At 35.1% G+C, this 21,648-nt stretch carries 20 protein-coding genes; 7 read left to right on the top strand and 13 right to left on the bottom strand.

Annotated elements, in window-relative coordinates; all coding sequences use genetic code 11:
* Positions 1 to 105: 105 nt before the first annotated feature.
* From AB3K27_RS14635 to AB3K27_RS14660, 6 genes are all read right to left on the bottom strand, one after another.
* A complete protein-coding gene (locus AB3K27_RS14635) occupies positions 106 to 2,454 on the bottom strand; it encodes a VapE domain-containing protein (RefSeq protein ID WP_368488137.1) in 2,349 nt (782 codons plus the stop codon).
* Positions 2,455 to 3,063 carry a hypothetical protein gene (locus AB3K27_RS14640; protein ID WP_368488138.1) on the bottom strand — a complete coding sequence of 203 codons (609 nt, stop codon included), beginning with the start codon at positions 3,061 to 3,063 and terminating at the stop codon, positions 2,455 to 2,457. It abuts the gene before it with no gap.
* Positions 3,060 to 3,494, bottom strand: coding sequence for a DUF4406 domain-containing protein (locus tag AB3K27_RS14645; protein ID WP_368488139.1), 435 nt, complete (start codon positions 3,492 to 3,494; stop codon positions 3,060 to 3,062). The genes AB3K27_RS14640 and AB3K27_RS14645 overlap by 4 nt, the downstream gene beginning before the upstream one ends.
* Positions 3,481 to 3,702, bottom strand: a complete 222-nt coding sequence (locus AB3K27_RS14650) for a hypothetical protein (RefSeq protein WP_368488140.1) — start codon at positions 3,700 to 3,702, stop codon at positions 3,481 to 3,483. The genes AB3K27_RS14645 and AB3K27_RS14650 overlap by 14 nt, the downstream gene beginning before the upstream one ends.
* Before the next feature lie 14 nt (positions 3,703 to 3,716).
* Positions 3,717 to 4,385: a Rha family transcriptional regulator gene (locus tag AB3K27_RS14655; protein ID WP_368488141.1), complete on the bottom strand. Its 669-nt coding sequence runs from the start codon at positions 4,383 to 4,385 to the stop codon at positions 3,717 to 3,719.
* A gap of 66 nt (positions 4,386 to 4,451) precedes the next feature.
* Positions 4,452 to 5,024 (bottom strand): sigma-70 family RNA polymerase sigma factor, encoded by a 573-nt coding sequence (locus AB3K27_RS14660; RefSeq protein WP_368488142.1) that lies wholly within the window; start codon positions 5,022 to 5,024, stop codon positions 4,452 to 4,454.
* A gap of 711 nt (positions 5,025 to 5,735) precedes the next feature.
* Here AB3K27_RS14660 and AB3K27_RS14665 point away from each other — a divergent pair.
* The 4 genes from AB3K27_RS14665 to AB3K27_RS14680 are packed head-to-tail and all read left to right on the top strand — an operon-like array spanning position 5,736 to position 10,802.
* Positions 5,736 to 6,572 (top strand): hypothetical protein, encoded by an 837-nt coding sequence (locus AB3K27_RS14665; RefSeq protein WP_368488143.1) that lies wholly within the window; start codon positions 5,736 to 5,738, stop codon positions 6,570 to 6,572.
* An 18-nt stretch (positions 6,573 to 6,590) separates the two neighbouring features.
* Positions 6,591 to 9,383 (top strand): ATP-dependent RecD-like DNA helicase, encoded by a 2,793-nt coding sequence (locus tag AB3K27_RS14670; protein WP_368488144.1) that lies wholly within the window; start codon positions 6,591 to 6,593, stop codon positions 9,381 to 9,383.
* A gap of 16 nt (positions 9,384 to 9,399) precedes the next feature.
* Entirely contained in the window at positions 9,400 to 9,603 is a 204-nt protein-coding gene (locus AB3K27_RS14675; RefSeq protein ID WP_368488145.1) for a helix-turn-helix domain-containing protein, read from the top strand.
* 14 nt (positions 9,604 to 9,617) lie between these two features.
* A complete protein-coding gene (locus AB3K27_RS14680; protein WP_368488146.1) occupies positions 9,618 to 10,802 on the top strand; it encodes an MspI family type II restriction endonuclease in 1,185 nt (394 codons plus the stop codon).
* A gap of 43 nt (positions 10,803 to 10,845) precedes the next feature.
* Here AB3K27_RS14680 and AB3K27_RS14685 read toward each other — a convergent pair whose 3' ends face one another.
* From AB3K27_RS14685 to AB3K27_RS14700, 4 genes are all read right to left on the bottom strand, one after another.
* On the bottom strand, positions 10,846 to 12,246 hold the full coding sequence (locus AB3K27_RS14685; protein ID WP_368488147.1) for a DNA cytosine methyltransferase: 1,401 nt from the start codon (positions 12,244 to 12,246) through the stop codon (positions 10,846 to 10,848).
* Positions 12,239 to 12,469 (bottom strand): helix-turn-helix domain-containing protein, encoded by a 231-nt coding sequence (locus AB3K27_RS14690; RefSeq protein ID WP_368488148.1) that lies wholly within the window; start codon positions 12,467 to 12,469, stop codon positions 12,239 to 12,241. Before AB3K27_RS14690 ends, AB3K27_RS14685 begins: the two co-directional genes overlap by 8 nt.
* Positions 12,470 to 12,882: 413 nt before the next feature.
* A complete protein-coding gene (rlmD, locus tag AB3K27_RS14695) occupies positions 12,883 to 14,244 on the bottom strand; it encodes a 23S rRNA (uracil(1939)-C(5))-methyltransferase RlmD (RefSeq protein WP_368488149.1) in 1,362 nt (453 codons plus the stop codon).
* Between the two features lie 30 nt (positions 14,245 to 14,274).
* Positions 14,275 to 14,967, bottom strand: a complete 693-nt coding sequence (locus AB3K27_RS14700; protein WP_368488150.1) for a hypothetical protein — start codon at positions 14,965 to 14,967, stop codon at positions 14,275 to 14,277.
* A 381-nt stretch (positions 14,968 to 15,348) separates the two neighbouring features.
* Here AB3K27_RS14700 and AB3K27_RS14705 point away from each other — a divergent pair, with 381 nt between their 5' ends.
* Both AB3K27_RS14705 and AB3K27_RS14710 read left to right on the top strand, forming a co-directional pair.
* A complete protein-coding gene (locus tag AB3K27_RS14705; RefSeq protein ID WP_368488151.1) occupies positions 15,349 to 17,211 on the top strand; it encodes an LTA synthase family protein in 1,863 nt (620 codons plus the stop codon).
* An 18-nt stretch (positions 17,212 to 17,229) separates the two neighbouring features.
* On the top strand, positions 17,230 to 17,967 hold the full coding sequence (locus AB3K27_RS14710; RefSeq protein WP_368488152.1) for a TatD family hydrolase: 738 nt from the start codon (positions 17,230 to 17,232) through the stop codon (positions 17,965 to 17,967).
* A 71-nt stretch (positions 17,968 to 18,038) separates the two neighbouring features.
* Here the strand turns inward: AB3K27_RS14710 and AB3K27_RS14715 are convergent, their stop codons facing one another.
* Positions 18,039 to 18,365: a hypothetical protein gene (locus AB3K27_RS14715; protein ID WP_368488153.1), complete on the bottom strand. Its 327-nt coding sequence runs from the start codon at positions 18,363 to 18,365 to the stop codon at positions 18,039 to 18,041.
* Positions 18,366 to 18,535: 170 nt separating this feature from the next.
* Between AB3K27_RS14715 and AB3K27_RS14720 the strand changes: the two genes are divergently transcribed.
* Positions 18,536 to 19,432: an MBL fold metallo-hydrolase gene (locus AB3K27_RS14720; protein WP_368488154.1), complete on the top strand. Its 897-nt coding sequence runs from the start codon at positions 18,536 to 18,538 to the stop codon at positions 19,430 to 19,432.
* On the opposite strand, the gene AB3K27_RS14725 is transcribed toward AB3K27_RS14720, so the two are convergent.
* Positions 19,411 to 20,481, bottom strand: coding sequence for a hypothetical protein (locus tag AB3K27_RS14725; RefSeq protein WP_368488155.1), 1,071 nt, complete (start codon positions 20,479 to 20,481; stop codon positions 19,411 to 19,413). The two genes, AB3K27_RS14720 and AB3K27_RS14725, sit on opposite strands and share 22 nt — an antisense overlap.
* A 15-nt stretch (positions 20,482 to 20,496) precedes the next feature.
* Positions 20,497 to 21,516 (bottom strand): phosphodiester glycosidase family protein, encoded by a 1,020-nt coding sequence (locus AB3K27_RS14730; protein WP_368488156.1) that lies wholly within the window; start codon positions 21,514 to 21,516, stop codon positions 20,497 to 20,499.
* Positions 21,517 to 21,648 lie beyond the last annotated feature (132 nt).

Genomic DNA, 21,648 nt, shown 5'->3' on the forward strand with positions numbered 1-21,648 from the left:
TCCCTATATTTACTTACGCGGGTGTGCGCTCACAAGATTTAACTTTCTTATTTATAAAAAACCATTTTGAATATAAGAGAAAAAGTTGTGTTGTGTGTGTCACGCTTAAGTAGTTTTCTGGTACAAACGCTGCCTGCCGTAAATTGGCAAACGCTTGATATTAGTGGTTCGCTCCCACCCAGAAACCTGAGCCATGAGTGCGGCAATCTGATAGCTGTCCGTGGTCTTTAAGTCAGAGAGACTATGATTTAGGCATTCACACCATATCTCTGCATTGCTTACTGACGTACGTGCAATAGTTCCTATATGCTGGGTACCTCCAAACTCACTGCCGTTCAAGTAGTTACGGCGGGCAAACAAATCCATATCATCCCAGTCCGCAGGTAAAGGCGTATTAAGGTACTCTTCCACCATGCCGACACGCTCATCAGTTTCCATCGCACCCTTTTGCGCCTTTTCAGCTTCTTCTAAAATGTCACCTTCGAGATACAACTTTTCGCCGCACTTCCATATTTCTTTTGCTTCAGCCCAAAACTGCTGTCTATATTCCTCTGTAAAACTCCAAGTCTTTTTCTGTTTTTTCTGATGCACCTTAATAATCCAAAAACGGCGGTTACCTGTGATGTCGCGCAGATATCCACGCTCACCGTTAACCGTTGCAATGACGATGCACTGTCTTGGATGGCTTTCCACAACTTTGCCATAGGATGGTCGGTATTTATCATCTGAGGTTGAGAGGAATGCTTTAACCTTTTCTATATCCGCTTTTCTCATTCCGGCAAGTTCTCCGATTTCAACCACCCAGAATCCCTGCAGTTTTTCAGCACCAGACTTATCATCCATATCGGTAAGGGATAGAGTTTCAGAGTAATAATCTGCGGTTACAAGGTCTTTAACAATTGTGCTTTTACCTATACCTTGATCACCATCAAGTACGGGAACACAGTCAAATTTAATACCAGGAACATAGATGCGTGCAACAGCTGCTGCAAAGGTCTTTCTGGTGACTGTGCGAATATATTCGGTATCATCAGCCTTTAGATATTTGATAAAAACATCCTCTACACGTTTTGTTCCATCCCATGCAGGAAGGGAATCAAGGTAATCCCGTATCGGATGGAAACGTCTATCATCAGCAATTTTGGTAAATGCCACGTCATGATTACGGCTTGAAAAAGGAAGGTAACGTATATCAATAATGGACTTAAGCTGTGCTGTATCGGCATCTCGCCAGAACTTGTTACCCTCCGGTCTCTCCCAAGGAAGTGGGCCTGTGACTTGGATACGGTTTGCCAGTTCGTTATGTGCAAAACTCGCAAAATCCGGATCATTATTTAGGATAAGATTTAAGTTGTACACGCTGTTTTCAAGTAAGCTTGTCTTGGGTTGATATTTAAGTCTCGTCTTCCAGTCATAACCGTCTGCAGAAAAATCTACCTCAGCTAACGCAAGACGCTCGTTTGCAGCAAGGACTTTTACTTCATCAACCTGCATGGCATACTCACACATATCCCTAAAGGATTTCTTATCATCATCGTCACCGAACTTATGGATACGCACGATGTCAAACGCATTGCAGAGTTTAAGGTATGCCGGGTCCTTGGCATGATGGCTGTATACGAATTTGCCATCTTCTTTAATTTCGACACCTGCTATACTGCTTGATTCGATAAGGTGATACCTGTTCTCGTTTTCTGTCGGCTCATATACATCAGACAGAAACGCTTCGATTGCTTTTGATATAGGGAAATAAACCCTGTTAAAAAGTCCGACAATGCCGTCCTTCTCAAGAGGGTCTTGCACCTTCTGATTTGCTACTGTATTTGCCTTGCTCTCCCTGGATGAAGTCGGCAGCCTCGTAGGATCTGTCCATTCAGGGTGAGCATTTAATATTTCATCCGGGTTGAGCCAATTTTTATCTACTTCCTTATATACAAAACTCCCGTTTGACGGAGTGGACGGCCAGTACATCAGCTGATTCGGCTGATAGGAACATTCATCGAAATAATCAATGCCGAGCATCTGTGCAAGGTATCTTGAAACCGCTACAAACTCTTCTGGAGTCACATCCCTTGTAAGAGGAAAGATAAGACGGACTCTTGGGTTTGCATCAGTACTGCTATGCGTTGTATAAAGAACAGAGGTATAAGGTGTGCTGGTTTCATAGTTTTCAAGAAAAGTTTTATCTATCCTATCTCCATCCAGAGCAACCATAGAACGTATTTCCACAGTGTCAATTTTTCTACGACCGCCTTTGAGCGCACCTGCAACGAAACCTCCATGGTCTTTCGCATTATCTTTTTGTGCCTTGCTGAACTTGGCATATTCTTCGGCAGATTCCGTTGTTCGGATAGTAACTTTCAACCTTTCTTTCAACTCATCAAAAGAGGTGGTCTTATTGACCCATTTCTTTGCCTGCCGATTGTTCCCATAGGCAATCGCTAATTCTCGCATTTAGAACCCTCCTTTCAAACGCGGTCTTTCCCCATGCTCAAACCTTGCCTGCCTGGCAATACGGTAAGCTTTCTCTGTTGCCTTGCGATCCATATCGCAGAGGTAGTTAGAATCATCACCAAAGAGTTCGAACTTACCGTTCTTGTTGATTCCCGGATATGCAGCAAAGTGGTCACCGTCAATGGTCTCAAAATTGTAGCTATTAGGCCAATCTCCGTTGTTTGCATAAGCTTCACTTTCAATGCACCAAAGGATATCGTCAATATCCCCACCACTTGGAATATTGCCAACCACAAGGATTGCGGTCTTTGACTTTCCGTAAGCATCAGGATCTTCTTTCCCTAACTCGTAGAAACGGTTAATCTTCTTCGCATCGTCCTCGGTCATCTGACCCTTAACCTCAACATAAAGGTCACCGCCATCTCTACCATCTACACCATGAAGAAGAAAATCCGGAAGATACATCAAACCGTTTCCTAGGTCATAGCCTTCGGGTTCATACTCATATTCGACACCACAGCAATCGAAGAATACCGCCCAACGAGCCTCAAGCCTTGAACGGAAGAGGTAACCTTTATATTTGGTCTGTATTGCTTTTATTTCACTCATAGAGCCTCTACCTCCTCAAAATCTTTATTGAAATATCTAACCGGCTGTCTGCGTTTCTTTGCTTTTTCAATTTCAATACTCATACCCCTTGAAATAACATCACCTAAAACCCAGACCTCTTGGCATTTTCCCATCAAGATAATATCCATGAAAATAGCGAGGTCACGCTCTTTCTCGTTGCTGTCATCCATAAACTGAGGAAACATAAGATGGGGAGCAAGAGGGATATTTCCTTTTTCTAATGCGAAACGACAGAACTCCCGTGTCCGCTTATTATTGTTTTCTATATCGCCGCTAAAGGGAGAGCAGATATAGACAAGAGGCTTGAAGGCAGCTTTTGCTGCTGCCTTTTCCTCACGGGTTACATTGGTAAGTGCTTCATGTGGAGTCGGATCATGGTATCCTTCTGAATTAAGTTTATTTATGCTCATAATGTCTGCCTCCGGCTCTAATTTTCTTGCCACATTCATCACAAAATACTGCCGTGCCGAATAGATCGCTCTCTCCGTCACTTAAAATTTCTGCAATGTCTACTGACACCTCAGTGCCACACATAGGACAATGACAAAATACATTCTCATCTGTTATTTCAATGGATACCTCCATGGTATCGTTCAATTTTTCTTTCACATAAAACATAATAATTACCCTCCTTAATTTGCGTTTTCTTCCATCTTCAACTTGTACCATTCCAGATGACGCTTTCGCTGCTGATAGTCCGGAACAGCTACTAACAAACCCACATCCACTTTCTGCAAAGTTTCAAGCATCGTAATCTGCTCATCGGATAGGTAGGGACGGATGCTTTTACCTTTTTCGATACCGTTGGCTATTCTAAATTGCTTTGCAGACATCCCGGTAACAATGCGGTTAATCATGTCGCATTCATTACTGAAATGATATGGCTTGGGATTTTCGTGAAGCAGCTTAATGTTGTCTGTCAGCAAAGGGAACTCTTTACGGGCTGAAACAAGTGTCTTAACAAACTGCTCCATTTCATTAAAGCGTTTGATGTATAACTCTTTGAACTTCATTGCTTTTTGTCCCGTATATCCCATGACTAACATAGTGAAACCGTCACGAGTCATGGCATAAGCCTTTTGCTTTCTGTTCCAACCATCCGTGTATGAGGTCGGCTCAAAATTGAGCTGAGCAAATTCTCTGCTTAACCCAGAATTGGGGTCAGTGATTTTAGCAATATCACGCAGAACATTTTTATGCTCCTTTTCAAAGAACTCAGCAACAAACAAGCTATCTACTCTTGCCGTATCCTTGGTGTCGGCAAATACACCATATTTGTCTTTAGGTATTAATTCTCTCATCAGAATTACCTCCTTATAATTTTTGGGGGAGGTCTTGACCTCCTAACTGGTAGCCTTGGGAGAAGGTCAAATCTGATGGTTTTCTAAAAATTCTTTAAGTTTTTTTGTTGCTCGCTTTAATTTCTGTGTGATGTTGTTCTCGTCAGCACCGATAGAGCGAGCATATTCACGGATCGGTATGCCATCAATGCGTACTGCGATGAACATATCTATCCAATCTTTCTTTTTACCAAGTGCCTTATGTACCAGTTGGCAAACAGCCTCGTGTTCGTAATCTTTACTGCGTGTCTCGTCATCAGAAGTGGTACAGAGATAATCCATAATGTTAAAGGACTCATCATCTGGTTCAGCCTGGATATATCCCCTCTTACCACTTAACTTCTTCATCTTGGGATTGGAGTCAATATACCTGGTTTCCCTGCGCCAGCCGTTGTATTCCTTACTGTTCATGAGGTCGAACATTTCCTGCACGGTCTCACAACGCTTTACTTCAGCCTTCTTTTCTGGCTTTGCTTCTGCAAGACGCTGCTCATAGTCGATATCCAGCATGATGCTGTAATCTTCATCCGGAATATCAATTGTGGTGTAGAACTTGTGGCCGTTTTTGATGTTTTCTTCATACAGAACTCGAATCTTCATTAAGTATTCCTTTCCGTCCCGACATTGGGCGGCGGAATACAAAAAGAGCCTGCGGTGAAGATGACCACAGACTCCGCTTGTCCTTAAAATGGGCGCACGAAATCACGGTGGGTGCATCTTCATTCCAAACACAGTCTTTATCACTGTGTTCTGAACTCTTATGCATCCCGCCGTCCTAATGCGCACTTGGACATTGAGATTTATTGTTGAGCTTATTAAGCCCGTTCGGGTTTGTCCCTTAAAAAGGGGATAAGCAGGCTGATTAAATAAACCTGTCGCTGCCTATCATTTTGGTGAATTATTTTTTACTAGGTTTTGTTTGTGCTAAAACACTTCCTGAAACAGATTTTTCAGTTTTTCCATAGCAACTGGTCTTGATGTTTGCTTTGTATTTTTGACCAAGAACTTCACCCCGCTTTCCAACCGACCTGAAATCTTATCTTTGATGAGATCAGCTAAATGTAAAAAGATAAGCAAAAGCAATCAAACTTATTTTTCATTTCTGCGAACGCATATAAATAAGTTGTGAAAGTGTAGATTTTTTCATATTTTTCTGATATAATATGCAGTAGACCAATTCCCATAAACCCAACCACTTTCGCCAGTGTTCTTTTACTTGTTTTTACGCTTTTAATTATAGAATATTGGCTTGGTAGCCATAGGTAGGCACGGGTAGGCTTGGGTAGGCTTCGATAAAAGGGGGTGGAATAGATGAATTTTGTAGAATTCGTAAGCATGACACGACCAATAATCGGTGGAAAAAGTGGCATTCATACCTATGTAAAAACACTCTTTGATGCAATACTTACTGAAAACGGAAAAGACATACTTGATGATTATGGAGATTCAACTTTCAAAGCTTATGCCAATGGGTCAACAAGCATCAGCAAAATATCAAAAGCGATGGTTTCATATATAGACCCTGTTGAGTTTTCTTCATTTATTTTTAATACTGAAGAATCCGCTCAAATAGCTTTATGCGAGCAATTTACTGTGTTCTTGCCCAACATTACTATCAATAATGTTGGTGATGAAATAGCTGAACTCTTTGTAAATATAATAAGGACTGCTGCTCAAACCAAAAGAAAAAAGCCAGCATCCAAAAAGGACACTGGCACAGGTTCTGTTGAACTTCCTGACGAACAACATTCTGACAAAAATCCATATTCTTCTGAAGATAATGAGTTGCTTCAAGAATTTACAGCAGATTATGATGAAATCATGTTTACTATGATTGGGGAAAGCTACGGTGTTTCATTAATAGATATGTCGTTACCAAATAAAGTACAAGCCTTGTATAAAACAAAATGGAGTACAAAAGCTGACGCATTCAATAACCCCACTTTGAAATCATATGTATTTAGCTTGCTTGGAGAATTAAATCAACTCAGCAACTGTCTTTTGACCGATGGTGCTGAACCATTCTTCATCAAGCAAACAAGAACAAGAATAAGAAACTTGTATGTAAAACTTCATCCTGACTCATTTGCTGGAGCATTTCCGTATGATGCTTTCATTGATGATTGGGACGATGGAGAATTTTATTAAACAGAAAGGAGGATGTCGATGCCAACGATAGATGAGTCTATCCGAAAAATAGACAATGTAATATGTAGGCATTTAGATAATATTGAAGACTCATCTCGTGGTGCTATATCTCAAGATATTTTAGAGCAGTTAATGAAGCTCGTAAATCATATTATGCTCAAGTTTTATGCTAACAGCAGAGATATCTCCATTAGTGAAGAAAATATAGCTAAAGCAGTCGAATTTGCTCAAGTAACCAGTGAAATAAACACTTTATATAAATTTCGCAACTATCTACAAATTGTTACCACTCAATATACTTTAGATGAAGATGGCTCAGAACGCTTAATGCTGAAGTATTATCAATACCTGCTAGAAGCCAAAAATCTACTTAGCCAATATTATGGTATACAGATACTACATAATTTAGATAAGTTTCCTCTACACCTAGATGATACATTGCAGGAATACTATGCAAAAATCTCTGAAAAGATTGAACAGTACCCTGTAAGGACAGATGGTTATGAAAGCAACAAATATTATATACAGAAGACAAAGCCTCTGTTTTTAAACAGAAAAATATATTATGAAATCACATTTGCTCCTGTAGATGATAGAAAAAACAAATCTAAATCTAACAGAGTAATTGCTTTTACAAAAATACCTGTTAAAAGCAACTACGCATCCAGATTCCATCTTGTACAGGATTCAATAGAAATTCTAGGCAAGACAATGCCAATTATCATTATTGATGGTTGGGAAGTGTCAATCCGTGACTGTGAGTTTAAAAATTTTGTTTTGTTAATAAAGGGCGAGAAAAAAAGAGTACCTTACCCGGAGCAACGATTAATCTGTGACTTTCTTACTAAAAAGAAATTTACACTTAATGATCTAATGGACTTCCCGGATAAGGCGTATGATAAAATTACGCTCGAATGGAAAAACAATCTTAATTCTCCGGTATTTATTCCTATTTTAGATTACTGCAGAAATCTTATACGAAGTGGCCGCAATGGACAAAATGTGCTGCGATATCTTCTTTATAACATGAACAATGTCATCATCAAGAGCCAGTATTCATCTGGCTACTATGATAGATATCGTGAGGAGTGGGTGAATGCTGGAAATAACCTTCTTTCTGGGTTGTATTTTGCAAACGGTTGCAGGCAGTTTGATTCTCTACCATTTAATAGATCACCTCTTGGTCATAATCCCAAACTAAGTGCTGTCTTCGATTGCATTCCTTGTAAGGATAAACGCCCTGAATTGTTCGCTAGATTTATAAGAAATAATACGGAAGGTAAAGGTCAGCTATTCACCAATATTGATGAACTTAGCAATTTCCCCGATTATAAAATCCTTATAACCAAATATAACGATAGCCTTTGGTCTGGGCATAGACCAGAAAGTGATTTGATGCTTGAACATAATCAAGTGTTTATAAATGACTACAAGTTGGATACCTGCAAAATAATTGAGAAATTACAAAAGTTAGCTGAATCGGGCATTGAAAATTACTCCGATGATGTTGACATTTGGTTGCTTCTTGATGACTACAAAATTGATTGTGACGAAAAGAAAGATATCATCAACAGTATTTTCTCAGAATCAAGAGTTGGTGTAATATATGGTTCTGCTGGTGTAGGGAAATCTACACTGATAAACCATGTTTCCCACTATCTAAATGCTAAAGAAAAACTTTATTTAACACAGACAAATCCTGCAAAAGAAAACTTGATGAGAAAGATTGATGCTGATAATACAACTTTTTCAACAATTGCAAGTTTTCTGAGTCAAGGTTCTAATATCACAGAATATGAACTGTTAGTTGTAGATGAATGTAGTACTGTTAGCAATAAAGACATGGTTAAAGTGCTAGAAAAAGCAAATTTTAAAATGCTATTGTTAGTCGGAGATACTTATCAAATAGATGCTATTCAATTTGGTAACTGGTTCTCTGTATTAAAATCATTCTTACCTGAAAGTGCTGTTTTTGAACTTACACAGCCTCATCGAACTAAGGACAAGCGATTACTTGAACTTTGGGACAAGGTTAGACATATGGAGGATACAGCAAAAGAAGTTATCGAGAGAGAAAGTTACTCTTTGAAAGTTGATGAAACCCTACTCTCCTCTCTTGAAAAAGGCGAGGCTATTCTCTGCTTAAATTATGATGGCCTATACGGAATTAACAATATTAACAGATTCCTACAAGAGAGTAACCATAACCCTGCCGTCACTTGGGATATTCAACAATATAAAGTCGGAGACCCTATTCTTTTCCTCGACTCAGACAGATTCCGCCCCATTATACACAACAACATGAAAGGCATACTTCAAGGGGTAGAAATTATAGATGCAGGCACTATGGAAGAGCGTATTCAATTTGATGTTGAAATAGAAAAGGCTGTAGATGAAAGTGATGTTTTAGGTTTGGATCTCGAACTTCTTGAATGTTTCGAGGAAGAAGAAAAGTCTTTAATTAGATTTTATGTTCATAAACTAAAAAGTGCTGATGAGGATGGCGAGGATTCCAGCACAGCAGTCCCATTCCAAGTTGCTTACGCCGTATCTATCCATAAAGCACAAGGCTTGGAATATGACTCTGTTAAAATAGTAATCACTGATGAGGTCGAAGAATTAGTAACTCACAATATTTTCTACACTGCAATTACGAGAGCAAGAGAAAAATTAAAGATTTATTGGACTCCCGAGGTTGAAGAAAAGGTAATCAACCGAATCAAGCCACGAGATATAAGCAAAGATGTAGAACTCTTAAAAAACTATCTCACTGATAAACAACAAGATGATTCACTTGATTTTTTACTATGAAACAAGGAGGTGCAAAATGCGTATCAGCTATAACAAGTTATGGAAAATGTTAATTGACAAAGAAATGAATAAACAGGACTTAAAAGAGGCGGCTGGAATCAGTGCTGCTTCCATTGCTAAACTTGGCAAAGGTGCGAACATTACCACCGATGTTCTTTTGAAAATTTGCGAATCGCTTGATTGTAAGCTAGAAGATATAATTGAAACAATGGATAATTAAAGGAGGCTAAAACAATGGCTTTTACAAATGCGGACAAACAACAACACGGTCAAAGTGCTCAGGAAAGTTTAGAATCAATATTGGAACATTGTAAAGATGCAGGCTATATCAAATCCTTTATTAAAACGTATCGAATTGGAAAACCAGGTTATAACAATGATACGCAGTTCTACGCCCCTTTTTTAATTGAATTTAATGATGAAACAAAATGGGCTTTATTTACTACCACATCTATGAGAACCGACCGTATAAAAGGGCAGCAATGGGACGCTAAAAATTTAAAGGAAATTGAAGATTCAATAAAAAAGGTTTATCTCGTATATCCCGATGCGGTTCCGGGCGAAAGTGAATTTGTGCGTCAGAATATGAAATATGCTAACAATGATGAATATTCAGCTATAGATGCAGTAATTTCGCAGAATCAAGTAGCTAATTTTATAGAAGTATATGCTATCAAAGACAAAACAGATGGTCAGATTAAAGATATTCAAGGTAACAGCTTTGAAAGCAGGGTGGCTGCAATATTAAGCTATCCAGAAAATTTACGCAAGTGGAAAACGAACGCTGCAACACTAGAAGGTGTGCACTTCGGTATGTTCAAAAATATTGTAGATTGCTTTGAATTAGACTCGGATGACATATGTGAGATTAAAGCAACTTCAGATAAACGTATAATAGGTAAATTGCCAAGCGGCGGAAATCCCAAAACAGATGTCTTAGTAGAAATAACAAACAAAGAAGGTTATAAAGCTTATTACACAATTAGTTGCAAAAGGAGCAGTGATAAAAGTGTAAGCGTTCATCAATATACGGCTGACACCTTTGCAAATGTATTGGATCCCGAAAATCAAGAACTTAGAGTTCTTTTAAATGAATTTCAAAGCGCTGGCAGTCTTTCTGCTTTTGGAGAAGAGAACTGCAATCTTCTTACCGAAAGGATTAAACCTTATCTTAAGAAGCTATCTCTTTGGGTATTAGGTGGAGTAGGCGGTGGGGGCAATCCTATCACGCAATGTGCAGATTTTATACTTACATACGATAATAATGATGATACTGCAACGATACATCGTTTATCCTCTTATTATGAAATGCTTGTTGATAAAGGCGTTTCAGGAAGTTTCGGGACTCTTTTTAGTTGGACATACCCTTCAAAGAGAAGAGGTGAAAGCATTCAGCTAAAATGCAAGATACTTAAATAGCAAAGAGGGTTAGTAATCTAACATTGACTACTAACCCTCTTTTTTATATTTGTTTAGGCAAACAATCTACAAACTGTCGAGCAATTGCATACGCAAGTAAAGGTGGTATTGCATCGCCGATCTGTTCATACTTATCCTGTTCTTTAGCTCCATGAAATAGTACATATGGTCCAGCAAATTGATACCAATCTGGAAAACTCTGTAGGCGAGCCGCCTCCCTTGGAGTTATGGCTCGATTGATTGTCGGATGGATTATCTCATCGAGACAATGTGATGTAACTGTGAAACTCGGTTCATCTATTGACAGTCTTCTATTTCTGCTTCCGTATATTGTCTTCGGAAAAAGATGTCTGTACTTGTCAATTTCTCCGTTTTCCGTTAACTTGTCAAATGTGGAGCGCATACTTTCTCGTTCACCAATAAGCGCCAGCAAATCTTGTTTTCTTTTTATGTGCCCTGGCCCTTTATGGCAACTTATACTATATTCATCATATAGACCACTATCAATCAAATGTTGTGGCGAACGAGAATGTATTCCATTTCCATCATAATTACCTCGCATGATTGATACATACCATTCTTGGTTTTCATTCTGGAATGTTTTCGGATATATGTAATTCGTAGATTCTTCACCCATACCTACAATCGGCAAATCTGAAATTGCATCGCCTGATGTAACAAACGGCTTATCGCATCCAGGGCCATGAGTTTTTTCTGGGTAATGAAATTCGATATTCTTTAGATCCCTTCTAATCGCAACTAAGAATAACCTTTCTCTCGTTTGAGGGACACCATAGTCACTTGCTCTGAGCAAAATCTCATCTTGATTTCTTGATACAAGTCTGTAACTCGGAGTAACTTTTTCATCTTCAAATGAGTCACAAATATATTGAAATATTGCTCCCTTAACACCATTCTTTGACTTGGAGAACATTCCTTTCACATTCTCAAAGAGAATTGCTTTAGTATTTACTGTTCTTGCAATTCTTATGATGTTGCTGAACAAATCATCTCGTTCATCTCCAACAGTTCTTGTCCCTGCTATACTGAAACTCTCACAAGGCGCCCCTCCAGATACAATGTCCACCGTTTCATTTTCAGAATCAATCCCATATCGAGCCAATAAGAAACTTTTTATCATTTGGCTACTTACTAGGTTGATATCGCCGTGTATGAGTAAAGTTTGTGTGCTTTCATGCATAAATGATTGAAGATATGCCTCATCATTTCCGTTCTCCGTAGTGTATTTTGCAAGTTCAAATACTTCAGCATTATGGCTTATAGAATATGTTTCTGCGGTTGTATCTGTCCATTCAACAGCCAACAGTGGCAATATACCAGCCCACTTAAAGCCTGTGCAAAGCCCCCCCGGGCCTGCGAATAAGTCTATACTCACTAACTGAAACCCTTCTTCTTGCATCCTTTGTTTTAAGCTATTATTCATGATTACCTCCATCATCTGAAGCAGTCTCTGTCAACTCTAAAATATCGCTGATGTCGCATTCAAGTGCGTTACATATTTTCACAAGGATGTTCGTATTAACATTTTCATTTCGTCCAAGCTTGGCTATACAGGTTGAACTAATCCCTGCCATCTTACTCAAATCTTTCTTTTTTAAATCTCTATCTATAAGTAATTTCCAAAGTTTTTTATATGAAAGTTGCATGGTTCTACTCCTTTCTCGCAAATCCTCGTTCTTTATTATACTAATTTTAAGCGCAAAAGTCAATGCAAAAATTAAGTTATCGCATAATTTATTATTAAATTACCGGTTTTAAACCGGGTTTCGCTTAATATCAATTAATTATTGTTAGATTTTCTAGTGTGATGATAACACCTCTTTTTATATTGCATTAATATCGTCAACTCGTAACTTCTTTTACAGTAATTTTATCCACTCACCACATCTTTGACAGTAATTTTGTCAACTCACTAGCCAAAAAGTAATAACATCTACACAACCTTGTGTTTTTATGATTTTAGATATGTTCTTACAATAAAAAATTCCGTGACCTTGAACCTAGTTTAAATTTGGTTCAAAATCACGGAAATCCCTTTATATCAAGCACTATTACACTCTTATTTCTCTACCCTTGACATCAATACTACCGTCTCCACATGATACGTATGCGGAAACATATCCATAAGCTTTACTTTATCTATTTCATAACCTCCATTTATTAACACTTTTAAATCTTCAACTAAGGTCTTAGGGTTACAGGATACATAGATTATTTCATTTACATTAAAATCAATAATTTGTCTCAATGCTTTAGGATGGATTCCAGGCCTTGGTGGATCAAGTATTATTAAATCCGGTTTATCCTTTAAAGTTTTTACTACCTTTGCCACATCTCCCGCTATAAATTCACAGTTTTCTATTTTGTTTAGACAGGCATTTTCATTGGCGGATTTCACTGCTTCCTCTACAAGTTCCACTCCTATTACTTTTTTTGCATTGGAGGCTATTATCTGCGCTATAGTTCCAGTACCACAGTATAGATCAAATACTGTCTTTGAGGACACATCCCCTAAAAACTCTTTAACTATGCCATATAATTTTTCTGCTCCCTTAGAATTAGTTTGAAAGAAGGTCTTAGGCGATATTTTAAATTTTAGGCCTAAAATTTCCTCCATAATATAATCCCTGCCGTACAAAACTTCCAGTCTATCTATCTGGACTACATCCGATAGACTATCGTTTACAGTATGAACTATACCTGATAATTTACCTTTATATTCTAAATTTTTTAATATTTCAGTGATTTCGCTGAAATCAAATTCAACCTGAGAAGTAGTTACAATATTTATCAGAAGCTCTCCTGTATTTTTACCCTTTCTAAGTACCAAATTCCTTAAATATCCATTGTGGTTTCTCACTCTATAATAAGGTAATTCTATTCTCCTGAAATATTTTACAACTTTATCTAACACCACTGTAAAATCTTCATCAACTATTTTACAGTGATCCACGTTTACAATGCTAAATCCTTTTCCCTGAACATGCATTCCCAGAGTAAGCTCACCGTCTTTTTCCTCATCTCCAAAGGAAAATTCCATCTTATTTCTGTATTCGAATTCTTCCGGGCTTTTTTCTATGCCTAAAAATTTAAAATTCTCAATACCTGCAGAATGAAATAAATCTAAAACCTGCTGCTTTTTTAGCTCAATTTGTTTATCATAGGGTATAAATTGAGAAACACAGCCACCACAAAGGTAGAAGTGTGGGCATGATACTTCCTTTGCATATTTTACATTTTCAATTATTTCTGTTACTTTAGCTTCTACATAGTTTTTCTTTTTTCTACTAATTCTAGCTTTTATTTTTTGACCTGGAAGAGTATTTTTTATAAATACGGTTGTTCCATCTTTTTCTGCCACTCCTATAGCTGGAAATTTAAGCTTTTCTATATAAAATTCATATTCATTACCCTTTCTCAATTCACAATCTTCCCTTTCTTATTTTAGTATTTAACTAAATTTTTGTCCTATAGTTTGTTTGTATTTAAATTTACTCATTATAGAAGGATATAAAATCAATACTATTATAAATATCAATATATACATACCTTTCATATCTGCCACTTGATATCCCATAAGCCTTAAAATAACATCAAATAAATACAGAACTGCTAAAGAAACAATTGATGTTATAGCTGTATCTATTATAGAAGCTTTTAAAATTTTAGGCAAAAATGCTACTTTAAATTTACTGTGGGAAACTTTTTGATCCTCTTTTTGTACTTTATTTTCTAATTCAACTACACTATTTTCATTTTCATCTTCTTTTGCTTCATTTTCTGTATTGGATTCATCATTTTTATCCATATGTTCCAAATTATGTTTTAATTCATCTTTTTCCACGTCAACCACATCATGTTCACTCTCCCCTTTTTTCTCTGGCTCCACTTCTCCATCTGAACCTATATCCTCAATCTCATTTACCTGTTCACCAGCATCCTCTTTTTCTCTATCCCCATCAGCTATGTCATCTTCATCTATATTTTCCAGTTCATCTCCCGATTGATTTTTTTCCTGTTGATTTTTAAATTCTTCTAATTTTCTTTTTTCTTCCATATTTTTATTCTTAAGTTCCTCTAAAAACTGCTGTTTAGCTTGTTCATCTACTGAGAGCTGTTCTTGATTATCATTTCTTTCTGTCATCAAATATGCCCCTCCTTGTTCTTTTAACTTTCCTATAACAAATATATTATGCTACACTACAACATTTATGTAAATAGATATAAAAAATTCTTTCATTTTGTTAACATATTATTTTATAATTGCGTCTTAAAATTTTCACAGGAATATTTGGTAGGTATATATGAAATATCCTTATTATCTTTAACTTGTCATTTATTTTTAGATATCTTATTATAATTATAATAGTATATCAAGTGATTCTAAGGTTTAGGTGAAGTTTGCCCATAAGAAATGCTTTTCTCCATCTAAACATTAGAAGATCTTATTCCCCACTTCTTCGAAGAAGCTGGGGGTTAACTAATTACCGTATTCGGATAAATTTATAAAATAGGAGTAATTGCTATGAATAAATTTAACTTTTCTCTTTTAGATTTTATAGATATAATTTTTTTTATAGTTATTGTAACAATTAAAATTTTAGTATATGGAAGGCATATAGAAACCGGATACATATCTTCCGCCAAACTCTTCATTCCAGTTATTGCTTCTGTGCTAATTTTTACTTCTATAGCTTGTATTTTTAAAACCAAAGGGCGTGCCAGATTTTTATATCTATGTAATCTTATAATAAGTATTGCTATAATTAGTAATTCCATTTATTTTAGGTATTTCAAAGATCTCATATCTATACCTGTGCTAATAAGTGGATTTCAATTAAATGCAGTAAAATCCAGTGTGATTAACTTAATTGATTTTAAGGATTTTTTATACCTTTTTGATATTTTATTTATAATTCCTTTTATCAATAGATATGTATCCAAAAGCAGTCAGAAGCTTTCCTTAAACTTTAGGCTGTCAATATTTTCAATATTGCTCATATTAGGACTTTTAATAAATTACAGAAGTTTTTATAATTTATCTAAAGAGCAACCTAGACTTTTAAGTACTATGTATAATAAGGTGTATATATCAAGAAAATTAGGTATACTGAATTATCACTGTCTGGATATTTATAACACCATTTCTGCAAATATAAATAAACTTGTTCCTGTTTCTAAGGAGAAATTAGACAAAATACATAACTTTCTGGTATCAAATAAATCCAGTCATGAAAATTTAAAGGGTATTGCTAAAAATAAAAATCTAATAATGATTCAAGTAGAAGCCCTGCAGAATTTTGTTATAAATAGCTCTATTAATGGTCAGGAAATAACTCCAAATTTGAATGGGTGGATAAAAAGATCTGAATACTTCAATAACTTCTACTATCAAACAGCTACTGGCGGAACTTCTGATGCAGAGTTTATGACAAATACCTCATTGTATCCTGCTTCAGCAGGGGCAGCTTATCTTCTTTATTCTAGTAACTATTATAACGCAATGCCTGAAAATTTTAAGAGTAGGGGCTATTCTACCGCTGCCTTCCATGGATTTAGAGAAAATTTCTGGAATAGAAATATAATGTATCAAAAATTTGGTTTTGATACATTTTACGGTAAAAGCAGCTATAAACAGGATGAATCCATAGGACTTGGGTTAAGTGATAAGTCTTTTCTTACCCAGTCTTTAGATAAGCTAAACAAAATGCAATCTCCCTACTATGCCTTTTTAATAACACTTACAAGTCATTTTCCCTTCGACGATGTAAACAAGTATGGAGATTTTGATACAGGTGACTTTAAGGATACTCTTATAGGTAATTATATAAAGGCTGTACATTACACAGATGAACAGCTCGGAATGTTTCTTGATGAATTAGATAAAGAAGGCATATTGAAAAATTCTGTAGTAATATTGTATGGGGATCACCACGCAATACCCAAAGATAAACAATTGCAACTTTTTGAATACTTAAATAAGAATTCTCACTCTGATGTGGAGTGGGAGAAACTCCAAAAAGTTCCTATGTTTATCCACTTTCCTGATGAATCTGTAAAAGGTGTAAACCCTGTTTATGGAGGACAAATGGACATATATCCTACTGTATGCAATTTGTTTGATTTACCTGAGAAAGAAATGCTGGGAAAAGATTTATTCAATGCTGAAAATCAAAGTGTTATATTTAGAAATGGATCTTTTATAAATAAAAATTATTACTATTCCTCTCAAGATGATGCATATTATGATATAAATACAGACAGCAAAACCGCAAAAAATGATATACTTAAAGCAGAAAAGGAAAATGTATTAAATCAATTAGAGTACTCAGATTATATATTGAAGCATAATTTAATTAAAAAATTAGATTCCTATAAAAATAAATAATTTATACGGAGGTAAAATATGTTTGTTGATGCACATAACCATTTAGACTTTTATAAGGACAGTTTGAATTTAAATAAGGCGTTGAACATAATAGACTGTGATAATATTAAAACGCTGGGTTGTTCTATGAATCTGGAAAGTTACCTTTTCACTAAAAATTTAAGTATATCCCACAAAAACATAATCCCCTGTTTTGGAATTCACCCCTGGGAAGCTTATAAAAACTACAGAAACCTGGATACCTTTGATGAATATATAAAAGAGTGCAAGGTCATTGGTGAAATAGGTCTTGATTATCACTGGGTTTTAGAAAGTGAAAAATTTCCTTATATGAATAGAGTTTTTGAATACTTTTCAGATAAAGCTAGTAAATACAATAAAATTACCAACATACATACAAAAGGAGCTGAAAATGAGGTACTACAGACTATAAAAAAATATAACTTAAGGACACCTATTATTCATTGGTACAGCGGAGATTTGGATACATTAAAAAAATTTTTAGATTACGGCTGCTATTTTACAATAAGTATTGATATAGGTCATTCCAGCCTTACCAATGAAATAGTAAAATTACTTCCTTTAGGTAGAATTTTCACCGAAACTGATGGACCAACAGCTTTAAAAAATAATAAATATGTATATCCAGACGAGGTAAAAAACATAATAAAATGGATTTCTTTTATAAAAAATATCCCTTATGAAGAAGTTAAAGCACAAATTTGGAATAATTTCAACACACTATTTAGCAACTAATTATTATGTATGATTTAAATGAGCAAACTCTATTATAGTTTTGCTCATTTATAGTATGTATTATTTTAAACTTATTTCTTTTCTTTATTTTGATTTTTCTTGATTCTGGACTTTTTATACATAAAATCTACAGTAATAGCTAAAAGTAAAAATGCCGATAATAGTATCTCCAGATTATCTCCCACTGGTGAATAATAGTATGAAACAAATTGAACTATTAATATTACAGTGCCCAATACAATAAGAAAATTCACTTTGAAATTTACATATTTTTTATCTACACCTTCCGCATCCAATCTAAATTTTTTTCTCACTGCTTTGCTGTATTTCATTCCTAGTCCCTGAATAACACCCATAAAGCCTAAAAGGGTTAATAAATTTGTCATAGCTGACTCCATACCAAATACCTCCACATAAATTTTCATTGTCAGTAAAAACTTCTTTAAAAATTATATCATGGCAGCATTAAAATTTCAAAATCCCTATATAGTCATCTTGATTACATAATAGAATATGATATGATTAAATATATATTAATCTTATCAACAATACAAGGAAGTGTCACAAAATGAATTTAAATAAAATAAAAGGCAGTACTTATTATATAGATGCTCCCACCAACTGTGGAATATTCATTTTTAAGAATAAAAATTGCTTGATTATAGACACCGGCATAAATAACGGAGACGCTAAAAAAATAGAAACTTTACTTCTTGAAAATAATCTTCATCCCAAATATATAATAAATACTCACAGTCACATGGATCACTGCGGCGGCAATCTATATTTCAAAAAAAATTATCCTGGCTGCCTGGTATATACTTCAAAAGGTGAAAAGATATTTATGGAAAATCCAGATCTTTTTTCTTCCATACTTTCATGCTGCCATCCTTCAAAAGCATTTAATAAAAGCAGTAAACCCATAGATGTAGATTTTATTTTAGATTATGGTATTAATAAATTGAATGATGAAAAATTCAATATAATTTCACTGCCTGGACATTCTAAAGAACATATAGCCATAGTTACCCCAGAAAAAGTTTGTTTTCTTGGAGATTCCATATTTAGCAGTGAAATATTAGATAAATATTCTTTTCCCTACTTATATAATATAGAAGATAGCCTGACCTCTCTAAATACTATAAAAGAATTGGAGGCAGATTATTTTGTAATAAGTCATTCTGAAAAAATACTAACTAAAGAAGAAATAATCAATTTAGCCCAGGCTAATATTACAAATATATACAAATACAAAGATGAAATATTAGATCTTTTAGAACAGCCATTAACCCGGGAGGACATACTTGAAAATATCACTATACTAAATGAATTATCCCTGGATTTTCATCAATACCACTTAAATTTTGCAGGTATATGCGCCTTTATAAACTATTTGTACAATAATAAACTTATAGATTACTCCATAGAAGATGGTAAACTATATTATTTTAAGGTATCTGACTGAAATAAACTACTTCTTATTTTGTTGTCACTTTCACTGATTACTCCATAATCATATACAGCTATTAGATTTCCCGAATATTTTGTAACCTCACCTGTAGTAATCTCTTTCACCTGGCTATTGACAGGATCATCTATGTATATTTTACCATATCTTGTAATATGTATATTATTCTTATCAATATATTCTGACAATGCATGGATCTTCCAGTTGGTACCAGTAGATTGGAGATTTGTTACAAATATTTTATTTATCTTATTATTGTCTCCATTTCCTATATAAACATTATTTTCTTTATCCGTGTTTAATAGATAGTGCATTGCATTTTCTCCTGTAGCTATTACTCCACCTTTCCCCGTTCTTATCCTGTTATAGGTTCTGTCCTCATAGATTAGCTCATCACCATTTTTTGTATTTACAGCTTTTATATTTCCAAGTTCACAGTTTACAAAATTAACCAGGTTCATTTGATTCATAATATTTACTCTGTATATTCTACTTCTTGCCCCTTCTCTCCCCGAACTTACGTAAGTCACATTACTCGCCCCGGAAAAGGCTATATATTTAACTTCATACTCTTCATCTGGAAGCAGTATAGATAATTCTTCATTGCTCTCTTCATTTTTTAAAGTATAGGTAGCATCTTTCTTCGGATTATAGGATTCAAATTTTAAATAACTATCTCCTCCTTCAATGGACTTTTCTGCTATAAGAATATTATTGGTATCCAAAAACCAGGTATAATATGACAATTCATTGCCATCAGCTAAAGTTACTTCTTTTTTATCATTATTTGATGTATCAACTACAATTAAAGATTCACCATTATAGTAGGATATATACTCTCCACTATGAGAAATCTTTATATCTTTTGCATCCTCCGGGATTTTTACATTAATTTTGTTGGGTTCCTTCTTTGAAGATACATCTACTTTTTTTATATTAAAATTTAATTCATCATTAAAATAAAATTTATCCATAAATAAAAGAGCTGCCATCTCTATAATTATTGGAATTAAAGTCCACATCATTATTCTCTTAAGTTTTTTCATATATCACACTCTCCTCTAAGGCTTTACATATAATACCGTAGCCACGGTTCTCTCCCCATTCCAATCACAAGGGTCGTTTATTACTTCCCCATTAAAATACATAGTAGTAGAGGAACCTCCATCTAAATTGCCGGCATTAACTACCCCCTGCTGTAAGAGTATGTTTTGTATTTCTTTCAAAGAGGCACCGGTTTTGAATCCTTTTCTCCCATCTACAACCAACATTACTATAGTTCCATCTGCTTTTTGGCCTATAGCTGTTCTGGGATTTAAGCCCTCATTTTCTACAGCTACAGTCTTTCCATTTATTATTAGTGAATTTCTGAAAGAAATTGCCTCCTGTACATTTTCATCTAAAAGTTCCTGCAGGGTATGATCCCCAACTATAAGCCTGCCATCTGAAGTAAAAGCTGTAACATTTATCTTATCGGAATAGTCAACATCACTATATATAAGTTTTCCTCCAGATATTATAATTCCCTCGGGATAAGCTCCTGTTCCCACCCACATCTTACCGCTGGTGGTTTTATCTGAGAATCCTCCTCCATTTATGGCAGCTACGGCTCCATTACGCTCTGCTATTTCACTGGTTCTCTCCCCTACTTCTTTTAATTTACTTGTATATCCCACCTTTATCCTCTTTGGATCATTTATTTCAAGAATGTACCCATCAAATTTTCTATTATTTGTTATATCATACCTTTTAATATCATTATCACCTACATGACTTATATTTACATTATCAGGATTTTCCTTTTCTGCACTGGTGGTTTCGCCACTTTTACCCTGATTGAGTATTTTTGTTATTTCATCATCAGACAAAAAAATGGTAGCTATATACTGATGGCTGAGAGTTGCCATAGCCGTACCTACTATCTGACTTTTTACATTCTTAAAAGGTCCATAAAATACCAATATAGGACCTGCAATAATAAATACTATTAATTCATATATTAGAAATAAAATAAGTGACTTAAAAACACTTTTTTTCTTCTTCTTTCTTTTCTTTCTACGCCTATTTTCTAAATTACTCATAAAAGTTATACCTCCATATAATATAGGTACTATTTTACTATTATTTTTAAATTATTTCTACCGAAAAAGGTATCATGAGTAAATTTGTAACATAATATTTATAAACTTTCCCTAATAATTTAGAGGTCTAAA

Origin of the sequence: Clostridium sp. BJN0013, assembly GCF_040939125.1 — a bacterium.
Classification (GTDB): Bacteria; Bacillota; Clostridia; order Clostridiales; family Clostridiaceae; genus Clostridium_B.

Excerpts from the sequence above, each read along its gene's own strand:
- AB3K27_RS14635 (WP_368488137.1), bottom strand. The coding sequence starts at position 2,454 with ATGCGAGAATTAGCGATTGCCTATGGGAACAATCGGCAGGCAAAGAAA.
- AB3K27_RS14640 (WP_368488138.1), bottom strand. The coding sequence starts at position 3,063 with ATGAGTGAAATAAAAGCAATACAGACCAAATATAAAGGTTACCTCTTC.
- AB3K27_RS14645 (WP_368488139.1), bottom strand. The coding sequence starts at position 3,494 with ATGAGCATAAATAAACTTAATTCAGAAGGATACCATGATCCGACTCCA.
- AB3K27_RS14650 (WP_368488140.1), bottom strand. The coding sequence starts at position 3,702 with ATGTTTTATGTGAAAGAAAAATTGAACGATACCATGGAGGTATCCATT.
- AB3K27_RS14655 (WP_368488141.1), bottom strand. The coding sequence starts at position 4,385 with ATGAGAGAATTAATACCTAAAGACAAATATGGTGTATTTGCCGACACC.
- AB3K27_RS14660 (WP_368488142.1), bottom strand. The coding sequence starts at position 5,024 with ATGAAGATTCGAGTTCTGTATGAAGAAAACATCAAAAACGGCCACAAG.
- AB3K27_RS14665 (WP_368488143.1), top strand. The coding sequence starts at position 5,736 with ATGAATTTTGTAGAATTCGTAAGCATGACACGACCAATAATCGGTGGA.
- AB3K27_RS14670 (WP_368488144.1), top strand. The coding sequence starts at position 6,591 with ATGCCAACGATAGATGAGTCTATCCGAAAAATAGACAATGTAATATGT.
- AB3K27_RS14675 (WP_368488145.1), top strand. The coding sequence starts at position 9,400 with ATGCGTATCAGCTATAACAAGTTATGGAAAATGTTAATTGACAAAGAA.
- AB3K27_RS14680 (WP_368488146.1), top strand. The coding sequence starts at position 9,618 with ATGGCTTTTACAAATGCGGACAAACAACAACACGGTCAAAGTGCTCAG.
- AB3K27_RS14685 (WP_368488147.1), bottom strand. The coding sequence starts at position 12,246 with ATGAATAATAGCTTAAAACAAAGGATGCAAGAAGAAGGGTTTCAGTTA.
- AB3K27_RS14690 (WP_368488148.1), bottom strand. The coding sequence starts at position 12,469 with ATGCAACTTTCATATAAAAAACTTTGGAAATTACTTATAGATAGAGAT.
- AB3K27_RS14700 (WP_368488150.1), bottom strand. The coding sequence starts at position 14,967 with ATGACAGAAAGAAATGATAATCAAGAACAGCTCTCAGTAGATGAACAA.
- AB3K27_RS14705 (WP_368488151.1), top strand. The coding sequence starts at position 15,349 with ATGAATAAATTTAACTTTTCTCTTTTAGATTTTATAGATATAATTTTT.
- AB3K27_RS14710 (WP_368488152.1), top strand. The coding sequence starts at position 17,230 with ATGTTTGTTGATGCACATAACCATTTAGACTTTTATAAGGACAGTTTG.
- AB3K27_RS14715 (WP_368488153.1), bottom strand. The coding sequence starts at position 18,365 with ATGGAGTCAGCTATGACAAATTTATTAACCCTTTTAGGCTTTATGGGT.
- AB3K27_RS14720 (WP_368488154.1), top strand. The coding sequence starts at position 18,536 with ATGAATTTAAATAAAATAAAAGGCAGTACTTATTATATAGATGCTCCC.
- AB3K27_RS14725 (WP_368488155.1), bottom strand. The coding sequence starts at position 20,481 with ATGAAAAAACTTAAGAGAATAATGATGTGGACTTTAATTCCAATAATT.
- AB3K27_RS14730 (WP_368488156.1), bottom strand. The coding sequence starts at position 21,516 with ATGAGTAATTTAGAAAATAGGCGTAGAAAGAAAAGAAAGAAGAAGAAA.